The sequence below is a fragment of the Streptomyces sp. HPF1205 genome (assembly GCF_020400825.1).
In the GTDB taxonomy this organism is placed as follows: Bacteria; Actinomycetota; Actinomycetes; order Streptomycetales; family Streptomycetaceae; genus Actinacidiphila.
On the sequence record NZ_JAINVH010000051.1, the window covers coordinates 1 to 23,629 of the forward strand.

Annotated in this window: 22 protein-coding genes and 1 pseudogene; 10 read left to right on the forward strand and 13 right to left on the reverse strand. The window is 72.0% G+C overall.

Going from position 1 to position 23,629, the window contains the following annotated elements; genetic code table 11:
* Positions 1–134: 134 nt before the first annotated feature.
* The 5 genes from K7G61_RS33720 to K7G61_RS33740 form a co-directional block, all read right to left on the reverse strand.
* A complete protein-coding gene (locus K7G61_RS33720) occupies positions 135–740 on the reverse strand; it encodes a hypothetical protein (protein WP_225850958.1) in 606 nt (201 codons plus the stop codon).
* Positions 741–924: 184 nt separating this feature from the next.
* Entirely contained in the window at positions 925–2,328 is a 1,404-nt protein-coding gene (gene lpdA / locus K7G61_RS33725) for a dihydrolipoyl dehydrogenase (protein WP_225850959.1), read from the reverse strand.
* A 129-nt stretch (positions 2,329–2,457) separates the two neighbouring features.
* Positions 2,458–3,099, reverse strand: coding sequence for an NAD(P)-dependent oxidoreductase (locus K7G61_RS33730; RefSeq protein ID WP_225850960.1), 642 nt, complete (start codon positions 3,097–3,099; stop codon positions 2,458–2,460).
* Between the two features lie 163 nt (positions 3,100–3,262).
* The gene (locus K7G61_RS33735) at positions 3,263–5,074 is read right to left on the reverse strand and encodes a spermidine synthase (RefSeq protein WP_225850961.1); all 1,812 of its coding nucleotides are present in this window, start codon (positions 5,072–5,074) and stop codon (positions 3,263–3,265) included.
* Positions 5,075–5,369: 295 nt separating this feature from the next.
* The gene (locus K7G61_RS33740) at positions 5,370–5,900 is read right to left on the reverse strand and encodes a DUF2617 family protein (RefSeq protein WP_225850962.1); all 531 of its coding nucleotides are present in this window, start codon (positions 5,898–5,900) and stop codon (positions 5,370–5,372) included.
* Positions 5,901–6,315: 415 nt separating this feature from the next.
* Between K7G61_RS33740 and K7G61_RS33745 the strand changes: the two genes are divergently transcribed.
* Positions 6,316–7,491: a pyridoxal phosphate-dependent aminotransferase gene (locus tag K7G61_RS33745; protein WP_225850963.1), complete on the forward strand. Its 1,176-nt coding sequence runs from the start codon at positions 6,316–6,318 to the stop codon at positions 7,489–7,491.
* A 93-nt stretch (positions 7,492–7,584) separates the two neighbouring features.
* Here the strand turns inward: K7G61_RS33745 and K7G61_RS33750 are convergent.
* Positions 7,585–8,463 (reverse strand): annotated as a pseudogene (locus tag K7G61_RS33750) (ATP-binding protein); the annotation flags it as partial.
* A 397-nt stretch (positions 8,464–8,860) separates the two neighbouring features.
* Between K7G61_RS33750 and K7G61_RS33755 the strand changes: the two are divergent.
* Both K7G61_RS33755 and K7G61_RS33760 read left to right on the forward strand, forming a co-directional pair.
* Positions 8,861–9,121, forward strand: a complete 261-nt coding sequence (locus K7G61_RS33755; RefSeq protein WP_225850964.1) for a CopG family transcriptional regulator — start codon at positions 8,861–8,863, stop codon at positions 9,119–9,121.
* Positions 9,118–9,564, forward strand: a complete 447-nt coding sequence (locus K7G61_RS33760) for a PIN domain-containing protein (protein ID WP_225850965.1) — start codon at positions 9,118–9,120, stop codon at positions 9,562–9,564. The genes K7G61_RS33755 and K7G61_RS33760 overlap by 4 nt, the downstream gene beginning before the upstream one ends.
* Positions 9,565–9,614: 50 nt before the next feature.
* Here K7G61_RS33760 and K7G61_RS33765 read toward each other — a convergent pair whose 3' ends face one another.
* Positions 9,615–10,166, reverse strand: coding sequence for a Uma2 family endonuclease (locus K7G61_RS33765; protein ID WP_225850966.1), 552 nt, complete (start codon positions 10,164–10,166; stop codon positions 9,615–9,617).
* 145 nt (positions 10,167–10,311) lie between these two features.
* Positions 10,312–11,985, reverse strand: coding sequence for an MFS transporter (locus K7G61_RS33770; RefSeq protein WP_225850967.1), 1,674 nt, complete (start codon positions 11,983–11,985; stop codon positions 10,312–10,314).
* A 152-nt stretch (positions 11,986–12,137) separates the two neighbouring features.
* Between K7G61_RS33770 and K7G61_RS33775 the strand changes: the two genes are divergently transcribed.
* Complete coding sequence (locus K7G61_RS33775) at positions 12,138–12,569, forward strand: MarR family winged helix-turn-helix transcriptional regulator (RefSeq protein WP_225850968.1); 432 nt, start codon at positions 12,138–12,140, stop codon at positions 12,567–12,569.
* A gap of 106 nt (positions 12,570–12,675) precedes the next feature.
* Here the strand turns inward: K7G61_RS33775 and K7G61_RS33780 are convergent, their stop codons facing one another.
* Positions 12,676–13,380, reverse strand: a complete 705-nt coding sequence (locus tag K7G61_RS33780; RefSeq protein WP_225850969.1) for an SDR family oxidoreductase — start codon at positions 13,378–13,380, stop codon at positions 12,676–12,678.
* Between the two features lie 400 nt (positions 13,381–13,780).
* Here K7G61_RS33780 and K7G61_RS33785 point away from each other — a divergent pair, with 400 nt between their 5' ends.
* Genes K7G61_RS33785 through K7G61_RS33795 form a run of 3 tightly spaced genes read left to right on the forward strand, consistent with a single transcriptional unit; the run spans position 13,781 to position 16,486 of the window.
* Entirely contained in the window at positions 13,781–14,041 is a 261-nt protein-coding gene (locus K7G61_RS33785; RefSeq protein ID WP_225850970.1) for an acyl carrier protein, read from the forward strand.
* 16 nt (positions 14,042–14,057) lie between these two features.
* A complete protein-coding gene (locus K7G61_RS33790) occupies positions 14,058–15,272 on the forward strand; it encodes a beta-ketoacyl synthase (protein ID WP_225850971.1) in 1,215 nt (404 codons plus the stop codon).
* Positions 15,269–16,486 (forward strand): beta-ketoacyl synthase N-terminal-like domain-containing protein, encoded by a 1,218-nt coding sequence (locus K7G61_RS33795; protein ID WP_225850972.1) that lies wholly within the window; start codon positions 15,269–15,271, stop codon positions 16,484–16,486. The genes K7G61_RS33790 and K7G61_RS33795 overlap by 4 nt, the downstream gene beginning before the upstream one ends.
* Here the strand turns inward: K7G61_RS33795 and K7G61_RS33800 are convergent.
* Positions 16,404–17,087, reverse strand: coding sequence for a response regulator transcription factor (locus K7G61_RS33800; RefSeq protein ID WP_263985186.1), 684 nt, complete (start codon positions 17,085–17,087; stop codon positions 16,404–16,406). The genes K7G61_RS33795 and K7G61_RS33800 overlap by 83 nt on opposite strands.
* 352 nt (positions 17,088–17,439) lie before the next feature.
* Here K7G61_RS33800 and K7G61_RS33805 point away from each other — a divergent pair, with 352 nt between their 5' ends.
* Complete coding sequence (locus tag K7G61_RS33805; RefSeq protein ID WP_225850974.1) at positions 17,440–18,228, forward strand: AfsR/SARP family transcriptional regulator; 789 nt, start codon at positions 17,440–17,442, stop codon at positions 18,226–18,228.
* Between the two features lie 176 nt (positions 18,229–18,404).
* On the opposite strand, the gene K7G61_RS33810 is transcribed toward K7G61_RS33805, so the two are convergent.
* Complete coding sequence (locus K7G61_RS33810) at positions 18,405–19,175, reverse strand: AAA family ATPase (protein WP_225850975.1); 771 nt, start codon at positions 19,173–19,175, stop codon at positions 18,405–18,407.
* Between the two features lie 33 nt (positions 19,176–19,208).
* Positions 19,209–20,261, reverse strand: coding sequence for an AvrD family protein (locus tag K7G61_RS33815; protein WP_225850976.1), 1,053 nt, complete (start codon positions 20,259–20,261; stop codon positions 19,209–19,211).
* Positions 20,262–20,463: 202 nt separating this feature from the next.
* Here K7G61_RS33815 and K7G61_RS33820 point away from each other — a divergent pair, with 202 nt between their 5' ends.
* Together K7G61_RS33820 and K7G61_RS33825 are read left to right on the forward strand one after the other, a co-directional pair.
* Complete coding sequence (locus K7G61_RS33820) at positions 20,464–20,838, forward strand: VOC family protein (RefSeq protein WP_225850977.1); 375 nt, start codon at positions 20,464–20,466, stop codon at positions 20,836–20,838.
* A gap of 312 nt (positions 20,839–21,150) precedes the next feature.
* Positions 21,151–21,906 (forward strand): HAD family phosphatase, encoded by a 756-nt coding sequence (locus tag K7G61_RS33825; RefSeq protein WP_225850978.1) that lies wholly within the window; start codon positions 21,151–21,153, stop codon positions 21,904–21,906.
* Between the two features lie 173 nt (positions 21,907–22,079).
* Here K7G61_RS33825 and argG read toward each other — a convergent pair whose 3' ends face one another.
* Positions 22,080–23,540: an argininosuccinate synthase gene (gene argG / locus K7G61_RS33830; protein ID WP_225850979.1), complete on the reverse strand. Its 1,461-nt coding sequence runs from the start codon at positions 23,538–23,540 to the stop codon at positions 22,080–22,082.
* Positions 23,541–23,629: the final 89 nt, after the last annotated feature.

The following is a 23,629-nucleotide window of genomic DNA, read 5'->3' on the forward strand; positions in this document are numbered from 1 at the left end:
CGGCCCCGCGCACCACGGCGGCATGGCGCTTCACGGCATTCACAGCATTCACATCGTTCACGGCATTCATGTCACGCCAGTCACGGCTTTCATGCCAATCACGGCATTCACGCCAGGCACGGCATTCGCCGCATTTACGGCAGGTCGTCCGGCCGGGACAGCAGCGGCCGCAGGGCCTCCTGGAGGCGCGCGGTGGTCGCCGTCGTCAGGCCGAAGCGCGCCCGGCGCAGCGTCTGGGCCTCGGTGGCGATCAGGTCGAGGTCGCGCAACTGCCGGCGCAACTCCTCCGCTCGGGCCTCCTCGGGATCGTCGGCGAAGTCGTCGTCCAGCGGGAGGAGGTCGGTCGCCGCCTCGACCGCGTGCCCGCTGACGAACAGCGCGAAGTCGCCGCAGCCGTGCATGTACGCCTCGGCGGCGTGCAGGACCGCGGCGGCCGCGTGCTCGTCGGCGTCGTCGGGGCCGTCCGGGCCCTCGTTGTGGCAGTAGGGGCCGAGGTAGTACGTGCCCAGGCCGCGCTTGATCGCGTCGAAGGCCGACGCGTCGCCGAGCGCTCCGGCCCACACCGCTTCCAGCAGCGGGCGCAGGCCCAGCGTGAACTGCCGCCGCTCCTCGGCGGGCAGCGCCTCGTGGGCCAGCATCAGCCGCTGCGCCACGGCGGCGCAGAACACCGCGCGCTCGCCGTCCGAGGCCGACGCCAGCCTGCCGGCCACCGTCGTGTCGAGGTCTTTCCACACGTGCATCACGGGCATCCTCCCATTCCCCCCGGCCGGGCGGGACGCGGCTCGCCGCCGGGAGCGCCCGGGGTCGACGGGTCCTCCGGGCCGGGCCGCGCCCCGGGGTGGGCCGGTCGCGCTCCTGGGACCGGCCGCGCCCCCGGGACCGGTCGCGCTCCTCGGGGCGGCGCCCGCGCCGCTCGGCCGCCGGTCAGAAGTTGATCATATGGCCGGCCAGGCCGTGCACCGCCTCCTTCACCGCCTCGCCGAGCGTCGGGTGGGCGTGCACGTTGCGCGCGACCTCGTGGACGGTGAGGTCCCACTGCTGGGCGAGCGTGAGTTCGGGCAGCAGCTCCGTCACGTCGGGGCCGACCAGATGCGCCCCGATGATCTCGCCGTGCGTGTTGTCGCTGATCAGCTTGACGAAGCCGGTGGGGTCGCCGAGGCCGTGCGCCTTGCCGTTGGCGGTGAACGGGAACTTGACCACCTTGACGTCGAAGCCGCGCTCGCGGGCCTGCGCCTCGGTCCAGCCGAAGCTGGCGACCTGCGGCTGGCAGTACGTGGCGCGGGGGATCATCACGTAGTCCAGCTCCATGGTCTCGGCGTCCGCGATCGTCTCGGCCGCGACGATCCCCATGGCCTCGGCCGCGTGCGCCAGCATCAGCTTGGCGGTGACGTCGCCGATCGCGTAGATGTGCGGCACCGAGGTGCGGCAGCGCGCGTCCACGTCGATGGCGCCGCGCTCGGTCAGCCGCACGCCGGCCGCCTCCAGGCCGTACCCCGACACGTTGGGCGTGAAGCCGATCGCCTGGAGCACCTTGTCGGTCTCCAGCACCCGCTGGGCGCCGTCCTTGCCGGTGACGGTGACCTCGACCCGCTCCCCCGAGTCGTCGATCGCGTCGACCCGGGTGGAGGTCAGTGCGTCGATGCCGAGCTTGCGGTACTGCCGGGCCAGCTCGGCGGACACCTCGGCGTCCTCCAGCGGGGCGAGCCGGTCGAGGAATTCCACGATGGTGACCTTCACCCCGTAGTTGTGCAGCACGTACGCGAACTCCACGCCGATCGCGCCCGCACCCGCGATGACGATCGACTCCGGGAGCCGCTCGCTGAGGATCAGCTCCTCGTACGTGACGACCCGCTCGCTCAGCGACGTGCCGGGCAGCAGCCGGGTGCTCGCGCCGGTGGCGATGATGCAGTGGTCGAACGCGACGGTACGGGTGGTGCCGTCGGACTGCGCCACGCTCAGGGTGTGCGCGTCGACGAACGTGCCGCGGCCGTCGATCTCGGTGATCGCGTTCTTCTTCATCAGGAAGTGGACGCCCTTGACCCGGCCGTCCGCGACACGGCGGCTGCGCCGGAACGCCTCCCCGTAGTCGAAGGTGATCGGGCTCTGCGAGCTGATGCCGAAGGTCTTGGCCTCACGGGTGACGATGTGGGCCAGCTCCGCGTTGCGCAGCAGGGCCTTGGTCGGAATGCAGCCGACGTTCAGGCAGACGCCGCCCCAGTACTTCTGCTCGACCACCGCCACCCGCTTGCCGAGCTGGGCGGCGCGGACGGCGGCGGTGTATCCGCCGGGGCCCGCTCCGAGTACCACCACGTCGAAGCGCTCGTCCATGAGGGTTTCCTTTCCGATGAAGCGCTGATGCACCGATCATGCGCCTCCGCGGGCCGCGGGCGTCGGGCACCCTGTGGACAACTCGCCCGGGGGCCGCCCACGCCGGGCGGGCGGCGGCCCCGCGCGCCGCTAGTAGCCCACCGTGAAGCGCCGGTTGAGGTGCCGAGGGGTCTCGATCTCGTCGACCAGCGCCACCGCGAAGTCCTCGTACGACAGGCGCGCCTGACCGTCCTCGCCGGCCACCGGGTGGTCCAGGGCGGTGCGGTACGTGCCCCGCCGCTCGCCGGGCGCGAAGTGGACCGGCGGCGGCGAGACGTAGGTCCACGTCACGCCCTCGCAGGCGCGGTAGGCGTCCAGGGCCGCGATCTGCCCGGCGGCCGAGTCGCGGAAGGCGGGCGGGAAGCCGGGCGCGTCGAAGATCCGCACCCCCTGCTCGTCCAGCAGGCTCGCGCCGCCGCCCATGTGCACGATCCGCGGGCCGCCGGGGCCCAGGGCGCGGACCGCGTCGACCACCACGCCGACCGCCTCCGCGTACAGCCCCGGGTCGGAGCCGCCGACGGTCAGCACGAGCGCGTCGGCCTCCTTGGCGAGCGCGGTGACGACGACGGGGTCGAGGACGTCGCCGCCGACCGCCCGCACCCCGGCGGGCAGCGCCGTCAGCCGCCCGGGATCGCGGGCCACGGCCGTCACCTGGTGGCCGCGCGCGGCGGCCTCGGCCACCACACGGACACCGGCGCGCCCGGCCGCCCCGAAGACCACGATCCTGCTCATGCCCGGCTCCCGTCAGACGCTGCCACGTGTCCCGGCCATCCTCCCCCGGCCCCGCGGCGGCCGGGTCGGGGGCTGCCCCGCACGGGTGACGGGCGCGGCGCCGAACCTCGCCACCCGTTGACGTGCTTCCCCCAGCCAGGCGCTTCCCGCACTTCACCCGCGCCTATAGACGCGGGTGGAGCAGAGTTGACGGCGGGACGTGGCCCGTCGGCCGCGGGACGGGGGCGGTGGTCCGCACCGGCGGGAGGGGGGTGCCGGTACGGGCGGCGAGTACGAACGTCCAGGCGGTGGCGGGCTGCTGCTGCCGGGGGGCGGCGCAGCTGGGGTCACCGGCCCGGTAGGCGTCGGAGTGCAGGCCCACCGCGGCCAGGGTCGCGCGCAGCGTCCACAGGGTGTGGACGGAGCCGCCGGCCGGGAGCGCGATCCGCCCGCCGGGGGCCAGGGCCCGCGCGGCCAGCCCGTAGAACTCCTCCGAGTACAGCTTCGCGGCGGCCGAGATGCCGGAACCGGGCAGGTCGGCGACGATCAGGTCGTAAGGGCGCCGTGCGCTGTCCCGCCCGCGCAGCCAGTCGAACAGGTCGGCGCGGACGGCACGGACCCTGGGGTCCGCGAAGGCGTGCCCGTTGAGGGCGGACAGCGCCGGGTCGGTCCGGGCCAGCCGTATCAGCGCCGCGTCCGGGTCGACCACCGTGACCGACCGCACACCGGCGTACCGCAGCACCCGGTGCGCGGTCAGCCCGTCACCGCCGCCGAGAACCAGGACACGGGCGGGACCCGAGGCAGGGGCAGAGGCAGGACCCGAGGCAGGGGCAGGGGCGGAGGCGCGAGCGGAGGTGACGGCAGGGCCGGCGGGAGGGACAGCGGCGCTCGCGGTGGCGCTGGCAGCGGACGGGACGGGGGCGGCCGGGGGCTTCGCGGGGGTGCCGGTTGAAGCATTGGCGGGCGTGCGGGGTCGCGTACCGGCGTACGGGAGGGCTCGCGCGCCGCCCCCGGGGGTCATCGCCGGGTCGACCAGGGCGCGTTGGTAGCGCGCGGCGTCGCCGCCGCAGGCGCGCAGCCGGCCGTCGAGGAAGAGCCGCAAATCGTTGGCGGCGGCGGCGCTGCCGCGGCCGGTGAGCACGATCTGGTGCACCCGGCTCTGCTCGGCCACTCGCACCTGGCCCCCGTACACGGCCCGCCGGGAGGCCCGTTCGAAGGGGCCGGCGGCCGCCGCGGCGGCGCCCAGGACGGCCAGGACCAGCACGTTCGCCAGCAGCAGCCGGCCCCGGGCGGGTATGGACAGGTCGCCGCGGAACAGCCACAGCACGGTGGCGCCGCCGGCCACCGCGTTGACGACTCCGGTGGCCAGCGCGCCCGTCAACTGCCCGAAGCACGGCAGCAGCAGGAAGGGGAAGGCCAGCCCGCCGGCCAGCGCGCCCACGTAGTCCGCGGCGAACAGGTCCGCGACCGCGCCCCCCGCGTCCTGCCGGCGGATCCGCTGCACCAGGGTCATCAGCAGCGGCACCTCGGCCCCGATGAGCAGCCCGATCGCGAACGCGCAGCCGACCATGGCCGGCCTGGCCTGCCCGTACCAGGCGAAGCAGGCGTAGAGCGCCATCACCGACAGCCCGCCGACCAGCGCGAGGGCGGCCTCGACGGCCGCGAAGGCGACCGCCGCCCTGGCCCGCAGCCGCTTGGCCAGCAGCGACCCGCACCCCATGGCGAACACCATCACGGACAGGACCACCGACGCCTGGGTGACCGAGTCCCCGACCAGGTAGGAGGCCAGGGCCACCAGTTCCAGCTCGTACACCAGGCCGCAGGCGGCGCAGACGAAGACGGCGGCCAGCACGAGGGCGCGCGCGGCGGCGGCCGGCACGGGCAGGGCGGGGCGGTCCCGGATTCCGGTACGGGGACGGGGACGGTTGCCGGGCCCGCCGTCCGCCTCGCCCTCTGTCCCGGCTGCCCGGGCCGTACGGCCACGCTGGTCGATCATGAGGGCACGCTATGTCAGGTCCGGACACCAGCCAGTCACCCACAGGGGTGTAATCGGTGTGCCAAACCCGCGCGTTGGGGCGCGTACGAGCGGCGCGCCGCCCCCACGAGCCCCCGTACAAGCGGCCAACGCGCCGTCGGGTCACGGTGGTCGGACCACGCTCCGGGCCGCGGGCCCCATCAGGCTCCGGGCCGCGGGCCCCCGCCGTGCTCGGGCCGCGGGCCCCATCAGGCTCCGGGCCGCGGGCCCCCGCCGTGCTCGGGCCGCGGGCCCCGCCGGGGCCCCCGTCGCGGGCTCACGCGGTCGCTGCCGCCGCGCTCACCCTCGTCCGGGTCGTCACCAGCCGGCCCTCCTGCGGGTAGGCGTGCCAGGTGCGCCAGCGCACGCTTCCCTCCTCGCACTGCACGAGCATCGCGGTGAAGGCGTTCGGATCGCCCGGGAACGTCCCGGCCAGCCCCCGCGGATGATCGGTCACCAGCGCGAGCAGCTCCTGCGCGCGGGCCGCGAACGAGCGGCGCGACAAGCTCTCGATCCTCGCCCCGAACTCGTAGTCCCAGGCGCCGATCCGCCGGGCGACCCCGTAGGGCAGCGGCGCCTGGCTGCCCGGCAGGCACGCCACCGTTTCCGAGCAGTGGCCCGGCCCGGCGTCGACCAGCACCTGGTGCGAAGCGCCCAGCAGCCGTAATTCGACCTGGGCACGCAGTCCGCGCCCGTCGCCCACCTCCAGGTCGAGCACGGCCAGCGCGGGCAGCGCTGCCCTCCCGAGCGCCCAGGCGAGGTCGCCCGCGCGGGTATCGGTGTAAGCGGTGTTGAGGGTGGTGAGCATGGATGGGCTCCGCAAGCGCGCAGTGGGGCAGTGAGGACACGGGGTCTGAGCACGCGGGGGGAAGGTGTCCGACTCGCATCCGCCTCGGGCCCGCCCCAGGAGAGCGCGCCTGCTCGCGCCCTTGCGTGGGGTCCACGGATCCGTGGCGGGATCCGACAGCTACCGAATCACGAACCGCGAGGGTTCATCGGCCTTTTTACCCATCCGTGTCCACTTTCCATCCTTTGGAGCGCTTACGAGCGCGGGCGCTCGTTTTTGACCGTCGGACGATCACTACCGCCCGCCGAATGGGCGGGCCCGACCGTCCACGGTGTCCATGTCTCACCGGACGCTCGTCCGCGCCCGCCCCGCTTGTCCCGGTGGCGGCCGGGCCGGAGGATGGCACGAGCATCGAACCGCGTGAGGAGCCGCCGTCATGAGCGCGAGGCCACTGCTGAACCGCAGGCTGGAAGGCCTGGGCACGACGATCTTCGCCGAGATGTCGGCACTGGCCGTCGCGACCGGGGCGATCAACCTCGGCCAGGGCTTCCCCGACACCGACGGCCCGCGGTCGGTGCGCGAGGCCGCCGTCCGCGCCCTGCGCGACGGCCGCGGCAACCAGTACCCGCCCGGTCCCGGCGTCCCCGAACTGCGCACCGCCGTCGCCGAGCACCAAAAGCGCTTCCACGGCCTGTCCTTCGACCCCGACACCGAGGTGCTGGTCACCGCGGGGGCCACGGAGGCCATCGCGGCAGCGATGCTGGCCCTGCTGGAGCCGGGGGACGAGGTGATCGCCTTCGAGCCGTTCTACGACTCCTACGCGGCGAGCATCGCGATGGCCGGCGGGGTACGGGTCCCCCTCACCCTCCACGCCCCCGATTTCCGCCCCGACCTGGACGCCCTGCGCGCCGCGATCACCCCCCGCACCCGCCTGCTCCTGCTCAACTCCCCCCACAACCCCACCGGCATGGTCCTGACGCCAGCCGAACTCGCCGCCCTCGCCGAACTCGCCGTCGCCCACGATCTCCTCGTCGTCACCGACGAGGTCTACGAGCACGTGACGTTCGACGGCGCGACCCACACCCCGCTGATCTCCCTGCCGGGCATGCGCGAGCGCACGGTCTCCATCTCCTCGGCGGGAAAGACGTTCTCCTTCACCGGCTGGAAGGTCGGCTGGGTCACCGGCTGCCCGGAACTGGTCGCGGCGGTCCGCACCGCCAAGCAGTTCCTCACGTACGTCGCCTCGGGCCCCTTCCAGTACGCGGTCGCCGAGGCCCTGGCCCTGCCCGACACGTACTACGACTCCCTGCGCACCGACCTCCAGGCCAAACGCGACCTCCTCGCCGCCGGCCTGACCGACGCCGGCTTCACCGTGTACCGGCCCCGGGGCACCTACTTCCTCACCACCGACATCGCCGAACTCGCCCCCGGCACCGACGCGTTGACCTTCTGCCGCCAGTTGCCCGAGCGCTGCGGAGTCGTCGCCATCCCCAACTCCGTCTTCCACGACCACCCCACCGCCGGCCGCACCCAGGTCCGCTTCGCCTTCTGCAAGCAACCCCACGTCCTGGCCGAAGCCGCCGACCGCCTGCGAAAGGCGTTCGCGCGCTGATTTCCCGAACGGCGCCCGGCCCACAACCGCGCGCAGGACGCCGACCAATGCCTTCACCAGCCGCGGAATGCGCTGCCCCGTCCCGTATGCCGGTCACCTCCAAGCGCCGATGAGGTCCTCGGGCGTCAGGCTGAGGATGCCTTGAGCGGTGCATCTGCTGCGGGCGACGGCAAGAAGCGGAGTGGAGTCGTCGGCCCCGGGCAACTGGCCGCGATGCTTGATGAGACGGGCGAGGTCACGGTGGTCGAAACTCGCGTTTTCCAGCCACTTGACGGAGCCGACGAAGGTGATCGTCTTGGCGATGGGGGAGCGGTCCGCACCCACGAGGTCGATTTCCGGATCGTTCGTGCGGGTCCAGTAGCCACCGATCACATGTGTGTCCTCGGGCAACCGCTCATCGGTCAGGCGCCACAACGCTTCGCGGATTACGGGTTCGACGGCCCGGCCACGCCACGACGTCCACCTGGTGCGGATGGACTCGAGGACACGGTCGCCGCGGCCTCGTTCGATCACGGGGATGCCAGGACCGACGAACGACAGCCAGAAGCGCAGGTAGGGGTCGTCGATGCGGTAGCGCGTCTCACGACTGGGCCTGGTGGACAGGGGAAGATCCGCCGCGACCATGCGGCGCGTGGTGAGAAGTTCCAGGGAACGTTTCACAGAGCCCGGGTTGAGGTCGCCGGCCGCCCTGCCGATGAGGGTGAAAGTGCGCTCCCCGTGGCCGATGGCGCTCAGGACGGTACGGGCTTGGGCCTCGGTGGGAAACTCCGCGGCCAGGGTGCGCTCACCGCTGACAAGCAAGGCCGATGTGGGACTGAGCAGAGCGTGTTCGAGGTACTCCCACAACGTGCTGCCGTGCGGCCACTCCTCAAGGATGAGCGGCAGTCCGCCGGAAACCAGGTAGGCATCGAAAGCGTCCGCGGGCTCCAGGCCCAGCATCGTGGCAACCTCGGCCGGATTGAGCGGAGGAACGAAGGCGCAGCTCGGTGCGCCGTCCCACGAATCCATCTATCCCCGGGACACCTCGAAGATCCGATCACCAGTTACTCGAAGAAACTTTCTCACATGAAAGTCTCTTCCATGCAAGTATGCCATCCACTGGTCGGGAACCACATAACCAACGCTCCCGAAACTCTGGAGAAATAGGCAGATGAACGAGAGGTGGCCTGGGTCACCGGGCGCCCGGAACTGGTCGCGGCGGTCCGCACCGCCAAGCAGTGCACCCGCCTGACCGTCCAACCGGCGGCAGGAGCCGCACCAGGGAGGCCGCCGACCAGTAGAACCGCGGGGAGCCGACGCTCGATGGAGGCCAGGCGCGGAGCGACGGCCACCACATACATCACCCTGGTACATGACCTACTCTTGGTACATGTCGATGAAGCGGACGAACGTCTACGCGGACCCCGAAGACCTCGCCATCATCAAGGAAGCCGCCGCTCGCCGGGGCATCAGCGAGGCCGAGATCATCCGCCAGGGCATCCATCTCGCGGCCATGGCGAACCGCGTATGGGATGAGCCTTTGTTCTCCCGCACCTTCAGCGGTCCCGGCCGTACGCCGTCCAAGGAGGCCGTACGGGACACCGTGGCCGACGCCGCCCAAAGGGAATGCGAGTCCGAGACCCCCTCATGATCATCGTTGTCGCCGACACGTCGGGGCTGCTGGCCGCACTCGACTCCGCGCACCCGGAACACGAGGGAGCCGGCGAGACGCTCATGGCCGCCGGCCTCCTCGTGATGTCCCCCCTGCTGCTTGCCGAGATCGATCACGTCGCCACCCGCGAATTGGGCCGCGAGGCCGCGGTCAGCGCCGTCGACGACATCCGGCGATGGATGCGTGTGAGCCGGATCGTCGTGCCGGAGATCACCGAGACCCACCTCGCGACCGCGCAGTCGGTGCGAGCCAGGTACGGCGCGCTCGACCTCGATCTCACCGACGCGGTGAACATCGCCCTCGCCGCCGACTACGACACCGACGCGGTCCTCACCCTTGACCGCCGCGGCTTCCGCGCCGTACGCCCGTTGGGCCGGCACAAGTGCTTCCGACTTCTCCCCGGCGACCTCCTCTTGCCATGAGCGCGTGAGGGGCGGTCCGCGCCTGCCCCGGCCCCTGGGGACGAAGAGAGTCAGCGGGCGTCCGCCTCGGACTCCGGACGCGGAAGTTCGTCCAGGTCGAGCGTGAAGGTGCGACCGTCGGCCAGGGGAATGGGCAGCTTGCCCGTGCCGTACTTATGGGTGTGGGTCGCGATGTAGCCGGTGCCGGTCGGTTGGGTGTGGAGGACCACTTCGCGAGCGTAGGGGTCCACCACCAAGTAGACCGGGATGCCGTAGCGGCCGTACTTGGCGGTGCAGTCGTCGTAATCCTTGCGGGCGGACGAAGTCGAGACCACCTCGGAGATCAGCAGGACGTCTTCGAAGCTGTAGCGCTTGCCCTCCCGGCGGGCGTCCTCACGGAGGATGGCCAGATCGGGGGCGGAGTTCTCGTCGGCGGGAAAGTCGATGTATACGTCGGAGACGACCTTCGCGTGGCGCCCCAGAGCGAGGGAGTCGATATGCATTGACCTGATGGTGCTGGAGTGCTCTTCGCTCTGCGGAGTCATGATCACCTTTCCGTCAGCACCGAACAGCACCACGTACCCCTTGGGGAACTCGGTCTTCGTGATCGCGTCGACGCTCATGGACGGCTCCTTCCCTTTCCGGTCAGGATACGGTGACCGGCGCCCTGACACCGGCGCTCCCGGCGCCGTCACCGTACCCGCCCCGCACCGGAACGCCCCGGCGGCTCTTGCGGGCCCAGCCGCCCGCACGAGGCCGGGGCTTCGCTTACGAGCGGGGCGCCGGGGCCGGGGAGGCCGCGGGGGCCGGCTCGGCGGGCTCCTCGTCGAGGTCGTCGAGTTCGTCGAGGTCGTCGAGGTCGGGCAGCACGCCGGGGGCGGCCGTCGCGCTCGCGTGCAGGTCCTTCCCGCGGATGAGGAGCGCCGCGAGCAGCGCGCCGAGCAGGGCCAGGCTCCCGCTGACGAGGAAGACGTCGTTCATGCCGTTCACGAAGGCCGTCCGGCCCGCCGCGGCGACCTGGCCGGAAAGGCCGTGGGGAGCCGAAGCGGCGGTCTCCTTGATGGAGCCCGCGGCCACGCCGCCGGCCGCGCGTCCGGCCGCGGAACCCAGCCGGTGGCCGGTCGCCGAGTCGGTGAACAGCGAGGAGACGCGGGACTGGAACATCGCCCCGAAGGCGGCGATGCCCAGGCCCATGCCCACCTGCTGGAACGTCTCGTTCATGCCGGAGGCCATGCCGGCTTTGCGGGGCGGGACCACCCCGACGGACAGGAAGGCCCGCGACGGGTTGAAGATGCCCATGCCGACTCCGAGCAGGACCATGACGGTCAGGCTCGCCGTCCACCCGCTTCCCGCGTCGACCAGCGACTTCATCAGCAGCAGGCCCACGCCCACGAGCGCCAGGGACAGACTGACCATGACCCGCTGGGGGATCCTCGCCGTGAGACCGCCGGTGACCGCCGCGGTGACGAACAGCACCATCGTCATCGGCAGGAAGCGAACGCCGGTGGCGAACGGCGAGTAGCCCAGGACGTTCTGGATGTACGACACGAGCAGGAAGACCGCGGACATGGCGGTGGCCGCCATGAACACGGCGCCGGCCGCGATGCCGACGAAGGTCGGGATGCGGAACAGCGTCAGGTCGAGCATGGCGTCGGCCCCGCGGGCCCGCTCCACCCCGAGGAAGACGGCCAGCGCGACCGCCGCCCCCGCGAACATGGACAGCACCTCGGCGCTGCCCCAGCCGTCCGGGTCGCCGCGCAGCAGGGCCAGCACCAGCAGGGTGATCGCGGCCGAGAACGTGATCAGGCCGGGCCAGTCCACACCGGACAGACCGCCGGCCCGCGGGTCGCGCGACTCGCGGACCCGCAGGACGGACAAGGCGATGGCCACGACGCCGATGGGAACGTTGACCAGGAAGATCCAGCGCCAGCTGATGCCGTCGGTGAGGGAACCGCCGATGAGCGGGCCGAAGGCGATGGCGAGGCCGGCCCCGCCGCCGAAGATGCCGAAGGCTCCCCCGCGCTCCTTGCCGTGGAACTCCTGCCCGATCAGCGCCGGGCCGACCGCGAAGAGCACGGCCGCGCCGATGCCCTGCACCCCCCGGGAGATGTTGAGGGCCGTGATGTCCTGTGCCAGCCCGCAGGCCAGCGAGGCCGCGGTGAACAGGGCGAATCCGCCGACGAAGAGCCGCTTGCGGCCGAGCCGGTCGGCCAGCGAACCGCCGGTCAGCAGGAACACGGCGAGGGTCAGCACATAGGCGTCGATGACCCACTGCAGGTCCGAGAAGCTGGCGCCGAGTGTGGTGCGCAGGTCGGGCAGAGCCACGTTCACGACGGTCAGATCGAGCATGAGCATGAAGGTCGCGAGCGTCACGACCCCGAGCGTCCACCAGCGGGCGCCCGAGGGGGGCGCGGCCGGTGCGGAGGCCTGCTGGGTGGACATGGCCACTCCCATCATAATGGATCATGGAGATTATCGTCGACCTATATCATCGGTGATCCCGATGATTTCAGGGTAGGAACGCGGCGAAGACGCTGTCAACCGCGGCTCCGCCGCCGCGGTTACCCTGGGAACAGGGCGACGAGGGAGGACGGATGGCCGCGCAGCGGACCAAGCTCACCGAACGCACGGGATATCTGGCCCACCAGTTGCAGTGCACGCTGCTGCCCGCGATCGGGGCCGGGCTCGCCGAGGCCGAACTCAACACCCGCAGTTACTTCGTCCTGGGCTGGATCGAGGAGCACCAGCCGTCCTCGCAGCAGGATCTGTCCCGGGCCCTGCGGATCGACGCGACCACGATCGTGGCCGTCGTCGACGAGCTGGAGCGGCTCGGGTACGTGACGCGGGCCCGCAGCTCCGCCGACCGCCGGCGCTACGACCTGCACCTCACCGCGGGCGGCCAGGCCGCCCTGGAGCGGGCGGACAAGGCGATGGACGCGGTGGAGGACGAGTTCTTCGCCCCGCTGACCCGGACCGACCGCGCGTCACTGCACTCCCTGCTGCAGCGGCTGCTGGGCGGGCGCTGATCCGTCAGCCCCCGCCGTACAGCCGCCGCCCGCGGGCCGCCGCCGTACAGCCGCCGCCCGCAAGCCCCCGCCGTACAGCCGCCGCCGTACAGCCGGCGGGCGCAGGTCAGGAGCCCATGCCGAGCCCGCCGCCCACCGGCAGGAACGCCCCGGTGACGTAGCCGGCGCCGGCCGAGGCGAGGTAGGTGACGGCGCCGACGACGTCGTCGACCGAACCGCTGCGCCGCATCGGGATGAGCACCCGGATCTCCGACTTGCGCTTGTCGGTGAGGTTCTGGGTCATGTCGGTCTCGATGTAGCCGGGCGCGACCACGTTGACGGTGATGTTGCGCGGTCCGAGTTCCCAGGCCAGCGACCGGGCCAGGCCCAGCAGCCCGGCTTTGGACGCGGCGTAGTTGGCCTGGCCCGCCGCGCCCATCAGGCCGATGGCGGACGACAGCAGGATGATCCGCCCGGCACGGGCACGCAGCATGTCCGGCAGCACGGCCCGCACGCAACGTGCCGCGCCCAGCAGGTTGGTGTCCAGCACCTCCGCGAAGTCGGCCTCGGCCGAGGCGAGCAGCAGCCCGTCACGGGTGATGCCCGCGTTGGCCACCAGTACCTGCACCGGGCCCTGCCGGTCGGCCACTTCGGCAACGGCGGCCTCGACGGACGCGGTGTCGCGTACGTCGCACCGGACGCCCAGCAGACCTTCCGGGGGCTCGCCGGTCCGGTACGTGACCGCGGTCCGGTCACCGCGCCCGGCGAAGGCGCGGGCGATCCCCAGCCCGATCCCCCGGCTGCCACCGGTCACCAGAACGGACCGGCTCACCGTATTCCGCCCTTCCCGCCCTCATGGGCCGCCGGCGCGTCCGATAGCCGCGTGACGGCGTCGGTCGTCCCATAGCCGGCACCGACCTCTTGGACCGCCCTTTCCACGACCTTTCGCGGAACGCCTGTACGACGGCAGAAGACATCCATCGTGTAATGCGGCGGCGGAGTGAGAACACCCGCGAAATCCGACCACACGACAGGTCGCGCACGCCTCTTCCTCGAAGTCATGCGGCGATGGTCCAGGCGCCCGGTCACTCAGCAGTCAAGCCCCGGTCAAAGCACGATCGACCGTGTTTCTTTGGGGGAAGGAACGTCCCCTACCGGGAAATCGGTTCATTAGCCTCCGACCGACAGACGTCCGGCCGGTCATCACCGGCACATCAATTCGGGGGGCACTCATGACCGTTCAGGAACTGGAGACGTTGATCCAGGAGATCGTGGTCGAGGAACTCGACCTGGAACCCGGGGAACTGGAGCCGACGGGCAGCTTCGTGGACGAGTACGACGCCGACTCGCTGACCCTGATCACCGTGGTCGCGCGGATCGAGAAACAGCTCGGCATCCGGCTGCCGCAGGAGCGGCACGCCGAACTCACCGACCTGGCGGCCCTGGTGACCGCGGTCCGTGACGTGCGTGACAGCGGGTCCGGCGATGCCTGACCGGATGCCCGACCGGATGCCTGACCGCAGGGTGGTGGTGACCGGGCTCGGTGCGGTGAGCAGCATCGGCATCGGCGCCGACGCGTTCACCGCGGCGCTGCGGGCCGGCGCCACGGGCACCGGACCCGTCACCGGGTTCGACAGCACCGGGTTCCCCGCCGTCATGGCCGGCGAGGTGCGGGACTTCGACCCGTACCGGATACTGCGGACGATCGACCCGGCCCGGTGGGGCCGCAGCGCCCAGTTCGCCGCCGCCGCCGGGCGGCTGGCCGCGCAGGACGCCGGCCTCGACCCGCGGGAGCTGGCCGCGGTGCGCGCCGGCGCGATCATCGGCACCACGACGGGAGAGGCGGTCGCCGCGCAGGACCTGGTGGGGCAGTGGGTCAAGGACGGCCCGCGCTACCTCGATCCGGCACTGGTCGCCCAGGCGTCCGCGGACCGGATCGCCGCCGCGGTGTCGAGCGAACTCGGTCTCACCGGGGACACGCAGACCGTCCCCACCGCCTGCTCGGCCAGCAACTTCGCCCTCGGCTACGCCTACGACCTGGTGCGCACCGGCGAGTGCGACGTCATGATCGCGGGCGGCGCCGACTCGGTGAACCGGCTGACCCACGCCGGCTTCTACCGGCTGGGCGCCCTGTCCGAGGACGTGTGCCGGCCGTTCGACGCCGACCGCGGCGGCATCATCACCGGCGAGGGCGGCGCGGCCCTGCTGCTCGAACCGCTGGACCGTGCGGCGGCCCGCGGCGCCCGGATCTACGCGGAGGTGCTGGGCTACGGCATGAACTGCGACGCCGCCCACATGGTCCACCCCGACGTCGACGGCATCGCCGAATGCATCCGGCTGGCCCACCGCTCCGCCGGGGTGAGCCCCGAGGACATCGACTACATCTGCGCACACGGCACCGGCACGCCCACCAACGACGCCACCGAAGTGGCGGCGATACGGGCCGTGTTCGGCGACCGGCTGCCGCCCGTCAGTTCGGTCAAATCGATGATCGGCCACACGATGGGCGCCGCCAGCGGTTTCGGCGCCATCGCCTGCTGCCGCGGGCTGTACGACGGCTTCCTGCCGCCGACCGCCAACCTGCGCGTGCCGGACCCGGCGCTCGGGCCGGGCCTGGACTGCGTGCCGGGCCGGGCGCGGCCGGCCCGCCCCAAGGTGGTGCAGAACCACGGCTTCGCCTTCGGGGGCAACAACGTGATCACGGTCTTGGGAAGGGTGGCATGACACAGACCTGGGATGTCACGGACCCGGCCGGCGCCGACGCGGGCGCCCGGGTCCTGCCGCTGGCCGTCATCGGCGCGGGCGTGGTGTCGCCGGCCGGGATCGGTCTCGACCGGCTCGGCCTGCCGCCGACCGGTGCCGACGGCCCCGCGGACGGGCCGGCCCTGCCGGACGGGCCCGACCGGGCGGAGTATCCGCCGCGCCCCGCGTACGCCGTGCCGGAACTGCGGCTCGCCGACCACGTGGGACGCAAGGGCATCCGCTACATCGACCGCATGACGGCGCTGTGCCTGGTGGCGGGCAGGCTCGCGCTCACCGACGCCCCCGCCGAAGCCCCCGCCGGCGTACCCGAGGACGCTCCCGCCGAGGGGGCCGCCGCCGACACCGGCGTCGTACTGGGCACCAGTACGGGCAGCGTGGTCTCCATGGCCGACCTCGCCGAGGAGGCTCTCACCTCCGAGCTGCCGTACCTGGTCAACCCGTCCCGCTTCCCGAACACCGTGATGAACTCCAGCGCCGGACAACTGGCGATCCGGAACGCGCTGCGCGGCGTCAACGCCACCATCGCCGGCGGGCAGCTGTCCTCCTTGCTGGCCCTGCGGTACGCCCGGCTGGCGATCGGGCAGGGCAGGGCCCGGCGGCTGGTGGTGGGCGGCGTGGAGGAGCTGTCCGCCCGTACCGCCTGGGCCTGGGAGCACTCGGGGCTGCTGGCGGGCGGGACCGCGCTCGGCGAAGGCTGCGCGATGTTCGTGGTCGACGGCCGCGCGGAGCCCGCGGGGCCCGACTGCCTGGCCGTTCTGCTCGCCTGCGACGTGCGCTACTGCGGTGCGCCGCAGGCGGGTCCGCGTGCTCCGGCCGCCGGACTGGTGTCGGCCGTACGGCGCGCCCTGGCGCGCAGCGCGGTGGACCCGGCGGAGGTGGAGTGCGTGGCCCTCGGCTCGGCCGGCCTGCGCGGACTGCGGCACAGCGAGGAACGGGCGGTGGCCGAGGCGCTCGGCAGGAGCCTGGACACCCTGGCCGTCATACGCCCCGCCCGCACCGTCGGCATGACCTACAGCGCCACCGGGGCCATGCAACTGGCCGCCCTGCTTGCGGGCTGGCGGCGGGGCGACCTCCCGGCCGGTCCGGCCCTCGTCACGACCATCGGACCGGACGGAAACGTGGGGTGTCAGGTCGTACGGCCCGGACCGCGGGTGCGGCGGCACGCGGACCGATGACCGTGGGATGAATGAGTCCGGCCGCCAGGGCCTTGTTCACCGCGTCGATCCGCGAGATGGCGCCGAGCTTGCCGAAGATGTTGCGCAGGTGCCGCTTGACGGTGCCCTCGGTGATGCGCAACTGGGCGCCGATCTGCCGGTTGCTCCTGGCCCTGGCGACCAACTCCAGCACCTGCCGCTCCCGTTCGGTCAGCTGGGTGGAGGCGTCCGGCGAAGGCGCCGGCCGGGCGGCCGGATCCGGGCCAGCCGCCCGGCCCCCGCCCCGGTGAACGGCCCGCACGGTGCGGATCAGCTGGTCCCCGCGGGTGTGCTGGGGCAGGTAGCAGACCGCCCCGGCGACCAGGACCTCGTGTACCACCCGGACGCTGTCCTGCCGTGCCATCGCGATCACCGGGGCGCGCCCGGGTACCGTCAGCAACTTGCGCACCGCCCGCCCCGGGCTTTCCAGCGCCGTCACATCGAGCAGGATGACGTCCGGCCGCGCGCCGGCCAGCAGTCGGAGCGCGCCCTCGCATGTCCCGGCCTGTCCGACCACCGAAATCGCGTCCTCGGCCACGAGCAGGGCCCGTAAGGCGTCGCAGAGCAGAGAATGGTCACCCATCAGGAGAACCTTGATCTCTCCTCCGCCTGTTACGCGGTTTACCCCCATGGCCAGAGTGTCGCACGGCAATCCGCCCGCCGATGTTACGGGCAGCCAAAATCCGCCACCGGCGTTCGCCGATCACGATATCGGGATTCCGATCTTCCGCTTGTCGCGCGGACATCACTGCGAACATCACTGCGGACGGCACTGCGGACGGCACTGCGGACGGCGCTGTGGACATCACTGCGGGCACCGCCGCAGACGCCACCGGGACACCACGGCGAACACCACCGGGACACCACTTAGGAGGCAAGCGAACGCCGAATACGAATCCGTGGGCCGTACCATCGAAACAATCACGGGGGTGATCATGAGGCAATTGTTCAATGTCCTCGGTCCGCTTCAACTGTGCATCGACGGACACGACCGCGTTCCGCGCGGCCCCAAGATACAAAAGGCGTGTGCGCTGCTGCTGCTCCGCGCCAATCAGGTGGTGGAAACCGGTGTGCTCACCGAGGAGTTGTGGGCCGGTGAGCCGCTGGCCCTCGCGGTGAGCACCCTGCGTACGCACATCTACCACCTGCGCCGGGCCCTGGGACCGGCGGCCGAACGGCTGGAGACCAGACCGGGGGGCTACCTGCTGCGGGTCGAATCCGGCGAGGTGGACGCGCAGGTCTTTGCCCGGCTGGTGGCGTGCGGCGCCCGCGAACTGCGCGGCGGTGACCCGGCCGAGGCCGCCCGGCTGCTCGGCGAGGCGCTCGCCCTGTGGCGCGGGCCGGCCCTGGCCGGACTGGCGTGCGGGCCCGCGCTGGCCGGCGAGCTGATCCACCTTGCCGAAATGCGCCGCCGCGCGCAGGAGTTGCGCATCGAGGCGGACCTGCGGCTGGGCCACCACCGGATGCTCGTCGCCGAACTGCGGACCCTGGTGTGCGCCGACCCGCTCAACGAATGGGCGCAGGCACGCCTGATCGAGGCCCTGCACGGTTCCGGGCACCGGGCCGCGGCGCTGGCGGCCTTCCGGGAAGCGGCGCAGCAACTCGACGAGGAGCTGGGCGTGGCGCCGTCCTGGGAGTTGCAGCGGCTGCACCGGGTGATCCTGGCGGAGGGCCTGGGGGCACCCGGCGACGACCGCCCGGACCCGAGCGCCGGACCGCGATAACACCGGACCGCGACAACACCGGCCGCGACAAGACCGGCCGCGACAAGACCGGCCGCGACAGCACAGGAACCACACCGGCACAGGAACCACGCCGGCGCCGGACCACGACAGCGCCGGCCGCACCGCACACACCCCGTGTGCGGCGCGGCCGGTGCCGTCAGCGGCGGCCCGCACCGTCAGTAACGCAGCGCGTACTTGATACGGCGCCACGTCGACTTGCGGCGCTGCGCGTCGTGGTAGCGCTGGTCGGCCTCGATGACCGCGATGGTCTCGCGTACCCGGGCCTCGGCGATCTCGATGGCCTCGTCGATCGGGCGGACCACCGGCATGTCGAAGGCCGCGACGATCTTCTCCAGCCGCTCGCGCAGCGAACCGCCGATGACGTGGTAGGGGATCTCCAGCTCGTCCAGGGTCTCCAGCAGCAGTCGGTCCGAGGTGTTGCGGAACCGCTCGGAGACCGGCCGGTGCCCGTCGCGGTGCATGGCGAACTCCACCGGCAGGTGCACGTAGGCGTCGTACACGCGCTTGGCCCGCGCCTTGACCACCTTGCCGTACGAGTCGGCGAAGCCCTGGTAGAACGGCTTGAGCGGGGCTCCGACGACCGCCTTCGTCGCACGGTGCAACGGGCCGGCGCCCGGGTTGGTGCCGACCCGCAGCCGTGCCTCGCTGTACACCCACTCGTGCAGCACGGAGCCGTCGGAGATGAACGAGCCGGGCTGCGCGGCCTCGTTGTGCACGCGTTCCTCGAAGCGGCGCAGCCCCATCGCCTGCAACTCGCTCGCGTTCAGCTCCGACAACTGCTTGCCGGGCACCAATTCCATGAGTATCTGCCGCGCCGTCATGGCGTGGGTCCTCGGCACTCCGGTGAGCAGCGAAAGCGCCTCGGTGGTCGTGCTCTTCCCGGTCGAGTACGTCCCCGAGACGGCGAGGCGCAGCACTTCCTGCATGTCTGGCTCCTGTGGCGGTGGGAGAAACGGGATCTACGGGGTCGGCAGCCGGTGGGCCACCATCGAGTGGCCGGTGAACCCGGGCATCGAGCCGGTCATGGTGAAGGTGCGCCAGCGGCCGGCGGCGTGGTCGACCAGTTCGCTGCCGGCGGTCTCGGCCGAGAGCGCCATGGGCGCGGAGATCGGCCGGTCGGGGCGGTCGGCGGTGAGCACGAGCTTGCGCAGCCACAACGTGTGCGTCTGCCCGCGCCGCACACCGTCCTGGTGGTACATGAGGACCTGGTTGAGCTGGGCGAAGGCGATCATGATGTCGAGTACGGAGAGCGCGGGCTGGTAGTGCCCGCCGATTCCGGCGGTCCACCGGTTCTCGTCCGTTCCCGGGCGCACGGTGAGCACCGCGGACGCCTTCCGGCCGGATCCGTCGAGCGCGACCTGCTCCAGGTAGTGGCTGCGGTCCTGGTAGCCCATGCCGTAGTACCGCTCGGAGGCCGGGCCGAGCACCTGATCGGCCTCGGCGTACCACGTGCGCCCCGGTGACCCGGTCCCGGACGTCCCGGACGTCCCGGGTGCGTCGTGCTCCACCTCGCAGCGCACTTTCGCGTTGCCGATCGCGCAGTCCACCCGGGAGACAGCCGTCAGCGGCCGGCCCGGGACCGGGCGCACCTGCGTCAGCCGGGCCCCGACCGGGAAACCGTCGAGTACCTCCTGCGGGGCGGCCCCCGCCCGCACGGTCAGCGCACGCGGCCACATCCGGGCGTGCCCGGCCGCGTCCAGGCCGAACCGGCGCAGCACCAGCAACTCGCTGAGCTGCACGCCGAACAGGGCCGCGTCGATGCTGCTGACGTGCGGCCGCGGGGAGACGCCCGCCGCCTTGCGCGACCAGCCCGGCGGATAGCTCACCGCCGCCGTCGCCCGAACGGACCCCAGGTCCGCGGGCTGCCGTCCGGCACCGGCACCGGCACCGGCACCGGCCGGCTCCGGGATCACGGCCTCCACGTCCGTGAGCCGGTGGCCGACCCGCTTGAAGCCCTCGCCGAAGAACCGGCCGTCCCGCGAGCCCAGCATCTCGTCCACCGATGCGTACATCACACCTCCCCCGACGCGCCGGCTCCCCCTGCGGTACCGGCACCTGCCCCATGCTGGCGCCACCGCATGGAACCGGTATCCAACGCCCGTCAAAGCACCGCCGCCCCGGCGGGCGCGCGGCCTTTCCGGGTCCTCGGGGCGCCGATGAGTTCGCGGCCGGATCGCGGTCTCCATGGGTGCACGACCATCACAGGAGGCGATCATGTTCGGTTCGACGAAGGCGTTCAGCGGTTTCGCGGTGGACGACATCGAGGCGGCCAGGAAGTTCTACGAGGGCACGCTCGGGCTCAGGGTGTCCGAGCGGAACGGCCTGTTGACGCTGCACATCGCGGGCGACAGGGACGTCCTGGTCTACCCCAAGCCGGACCACACCCCGGCGACGTACACGATCCTCAACTTCCCCGTCGAGGACATCACGACCGCGGTCGACGAGCTGAGCCGAAGGGGCGTGGTCTTCCAGCGCTACGACAGCCTCGACACGGACGAGAGGGGGATCTTCCACGGCGGCGGACCGCTCATCGCATGGTTCACCGATCCTGCCGGGAACGTGCTGTCCGTTCTCCAGCAGTCCGCGTAAGCGGTCACCGGCCCGGCGAGGCGCGCCGGAGCCCGGGGGGCGGCCGCGCGCCCGCCTTCCCCGGGCCCGCGCCCGGACCGGGCCTTCCGCCGCTCGAACACCGTCACTCTATGAGGTCTATTGACTTCATGGCGTAGCCACCCATAACGTGTTAATCGTCACGTTTATCGGTTGTTGCCCGAAAGCAACCTACTTGCGTAGCGCCCACCGGAGCCCCGCGACCTCCTGACACCGAGGTGTCCGCCGGGTCATGCCCTGAGTCGGGCCACATCCAGCGCGCGGCCCCGCGAGAGGGGCGAAGGGAACACCGCGATGGTCTCTGACAGCATTCTCACCTGGACCCCCGCAGCCGTCGTGTTCGACTGCGACGGCACCCTGATCGACACCGAGCGTCATTGGCAGACCGCCCGGGACCGCACCATGAAGGAGTTCGGGGTCCGGGCCGGCCCCGGCTTCGAGGCGCGGAGCAAAGGCGTGCACTACACCGAGTGCGGGCACCTCATCGCCCAGGAGGCCGGCCGTCCGTCACTCGGCGACCAATTGGCGGCACGGCTGCTCAGGCACTTCCGCGCCCTTGCCCTCGAAGCACCCCGTACGATGCCGGGCGCCGCGGAACTCGTGGGGGCCGTCGCCAAGTTCGCCCCTCTGGCCGTTGCGAGCAACTGCCCGCTGGAGGTGGTCGAGGAGTGCCTGGGCTCGGCGGACCTGCGCCGGTACTTCCAGCACATCGTCGTACCGGACGAGGACATCCGGCCCAAGCCCCACCCCGACGTCTACCTCGTGGCTGCCCGCCGGCTCGGAGCCGCGCCCGCCGAGACCCTGGCCGTGGAGGACTCCCGCTGCGGCGTCGAGGCCGCCGTCCGAGCCGGCTTGCGTGTCCTGGGGGTGGGCCCCTGGCCCGGCGAGGAGACCGGGGCGATGGTCGACCTGTGGGTCGCCTCGCTCGGCGAACCGCGGATCATCGAGTGGGTGGGCAAGCACCTCGCGCCGCCGCGGACGCCTCCGAGTACGCCGCCGCGGACGCGACCGAGTACGCCGCCGCGGACGCGACCGCGCGACGAGGCGTGAGGCCACCCGCCGGCTGAGGCAACCCCCTTGGGGGCTGCGACCGCCCACCGCCGCGGCAAACCGCCGGGCTGCGGCAACCCCTCGGCTGAGGCGGCCCCTGGCTGAGGCGGCCGCCCGGCTGGTGAAGCCGGCCGGCCGCCCGGGTTCGGCTCGTGGTCGGCCCGGGGGCCGGGTCAGTCCGTGCCCGCCTCCATCGCGGCGAGGTCGAGCAGTTCGGCGTCGTCGGAGGCGGCGACCTCGCCGCGGGCGGCGATGGCCTCGGCGCCGCCTTCCGGCATCTGCGGCATCGTGCCGATCAGCCCGGTGGCGGCCGCCTGGGCGGCGCCGATGGCCGGGCCGGCCGGGCCGATCAGGCCGAGTTCGGCGTACCGCTCCAGCTTGGCGCGGGAGTCGGCGATGTCGAGGTTGCGCATGGTGAGCTGGCCGATCCGGTCCACCGGGCCGAACGCCGCGTCCTCGGTGCGCTCCATGGACAGCTTGTCCGGGTGGTAGCTGAACGCCGGGCCCGTGGTGTCGAGGATCGAGTAGTCCTCGCCGCGCCGCAGCCGCAGCGTCACCTCGCCGGTGACCGCCGCGCCGACCCAGCGCTGCAGCGACTCGCGGATCATGAGCGCCTGCGGGTCAAGCCATCGGCCCTCGTACATCAGCCGGCCGAGGCGCCGCCCCTCGTTGTGGTACTGCGCGAGGGTGTCCTCGTTGTGGATCGCGTTGACCAGGCGCTCGTACGCCGCGTGCAGCAGGGCCATGCCCGGTGCCTCGTAGATGCCGCGGCTCTTGGCCTCGATGATCCGGTTCTCGATCTGGTCCGACATGCCCAGGCCGTGGCGGCCGCCGATGGCGTTCGCCTCCATCACCAGGTCGACGGCCGAAGCGAACTCCTTGCCGTTGACCGTGACCGGGCGGCCCTGGTCGAAGCCGATCGTCACGTCCTCGGCCTCGATCTCGACCGAGGGGTCCCAGAACCGCACGCCCATGATCGGCTCGACGGTCTCGATGCCGTTGTCCAGGTGCTCCAGGGTCTTGGCCTCATGGGTGGCGCCCCAGATGTTGGCGTCCGTGGAGTACGCCTTCTCCGTGCTGGCGCGGTACGGCAGCCCGTGGGCCAGCAGCCACTCCGACATCTCCTTGCGGCCGCCGAGTTCGGTCACGAAGTCCGCGTCCAGCCAGGGCTTGTAGATCCGCAGGTGCGGGTTGGCGAGCAGGCCGTAGCGGTAGAACCGCTCGATGTCGTTGCCCTTGAAGGTCGAGCCGTCGCCCCAGATCTGGACGTCGTCCTCCAGCATCGCCCGGACCAGGAGCGTGCCCGTCACGGCGCGGCCGAGCGGCGTGGTGTTGAAGTACGCCCGCCCGCCCGAGCGGATGTGGAACGCCCCGCAGGTGAGCGCGGCCAGCCCCTCTTCGACCAGCGCCGCGCGGCAGTCCACCAGGCGCGCCACCTCGGCACCGTAGGTCTTCGCGCGGCCGGGCACCGAGGCGATGTCCGGCTCGTCGTACTGGCCGATATCGGCGGTGTAGGTGCACGGGACGGCGCCCTTGTCGCGCATCCACGCGACCGCGACGGAGGTGTCGAGCCCGCCGGAGAAGGCGATGCCGACGCGCTCGCCGGCGGGAAGGGAGGTGAGGACCTTGGACATAGGAAGAGTATGCATTACTCCGCATGATCATGCAAGCCGCCCTGGTTCCGTGTCCCCTCCCGGGCCGAACAACCTCCGAACACGATTAC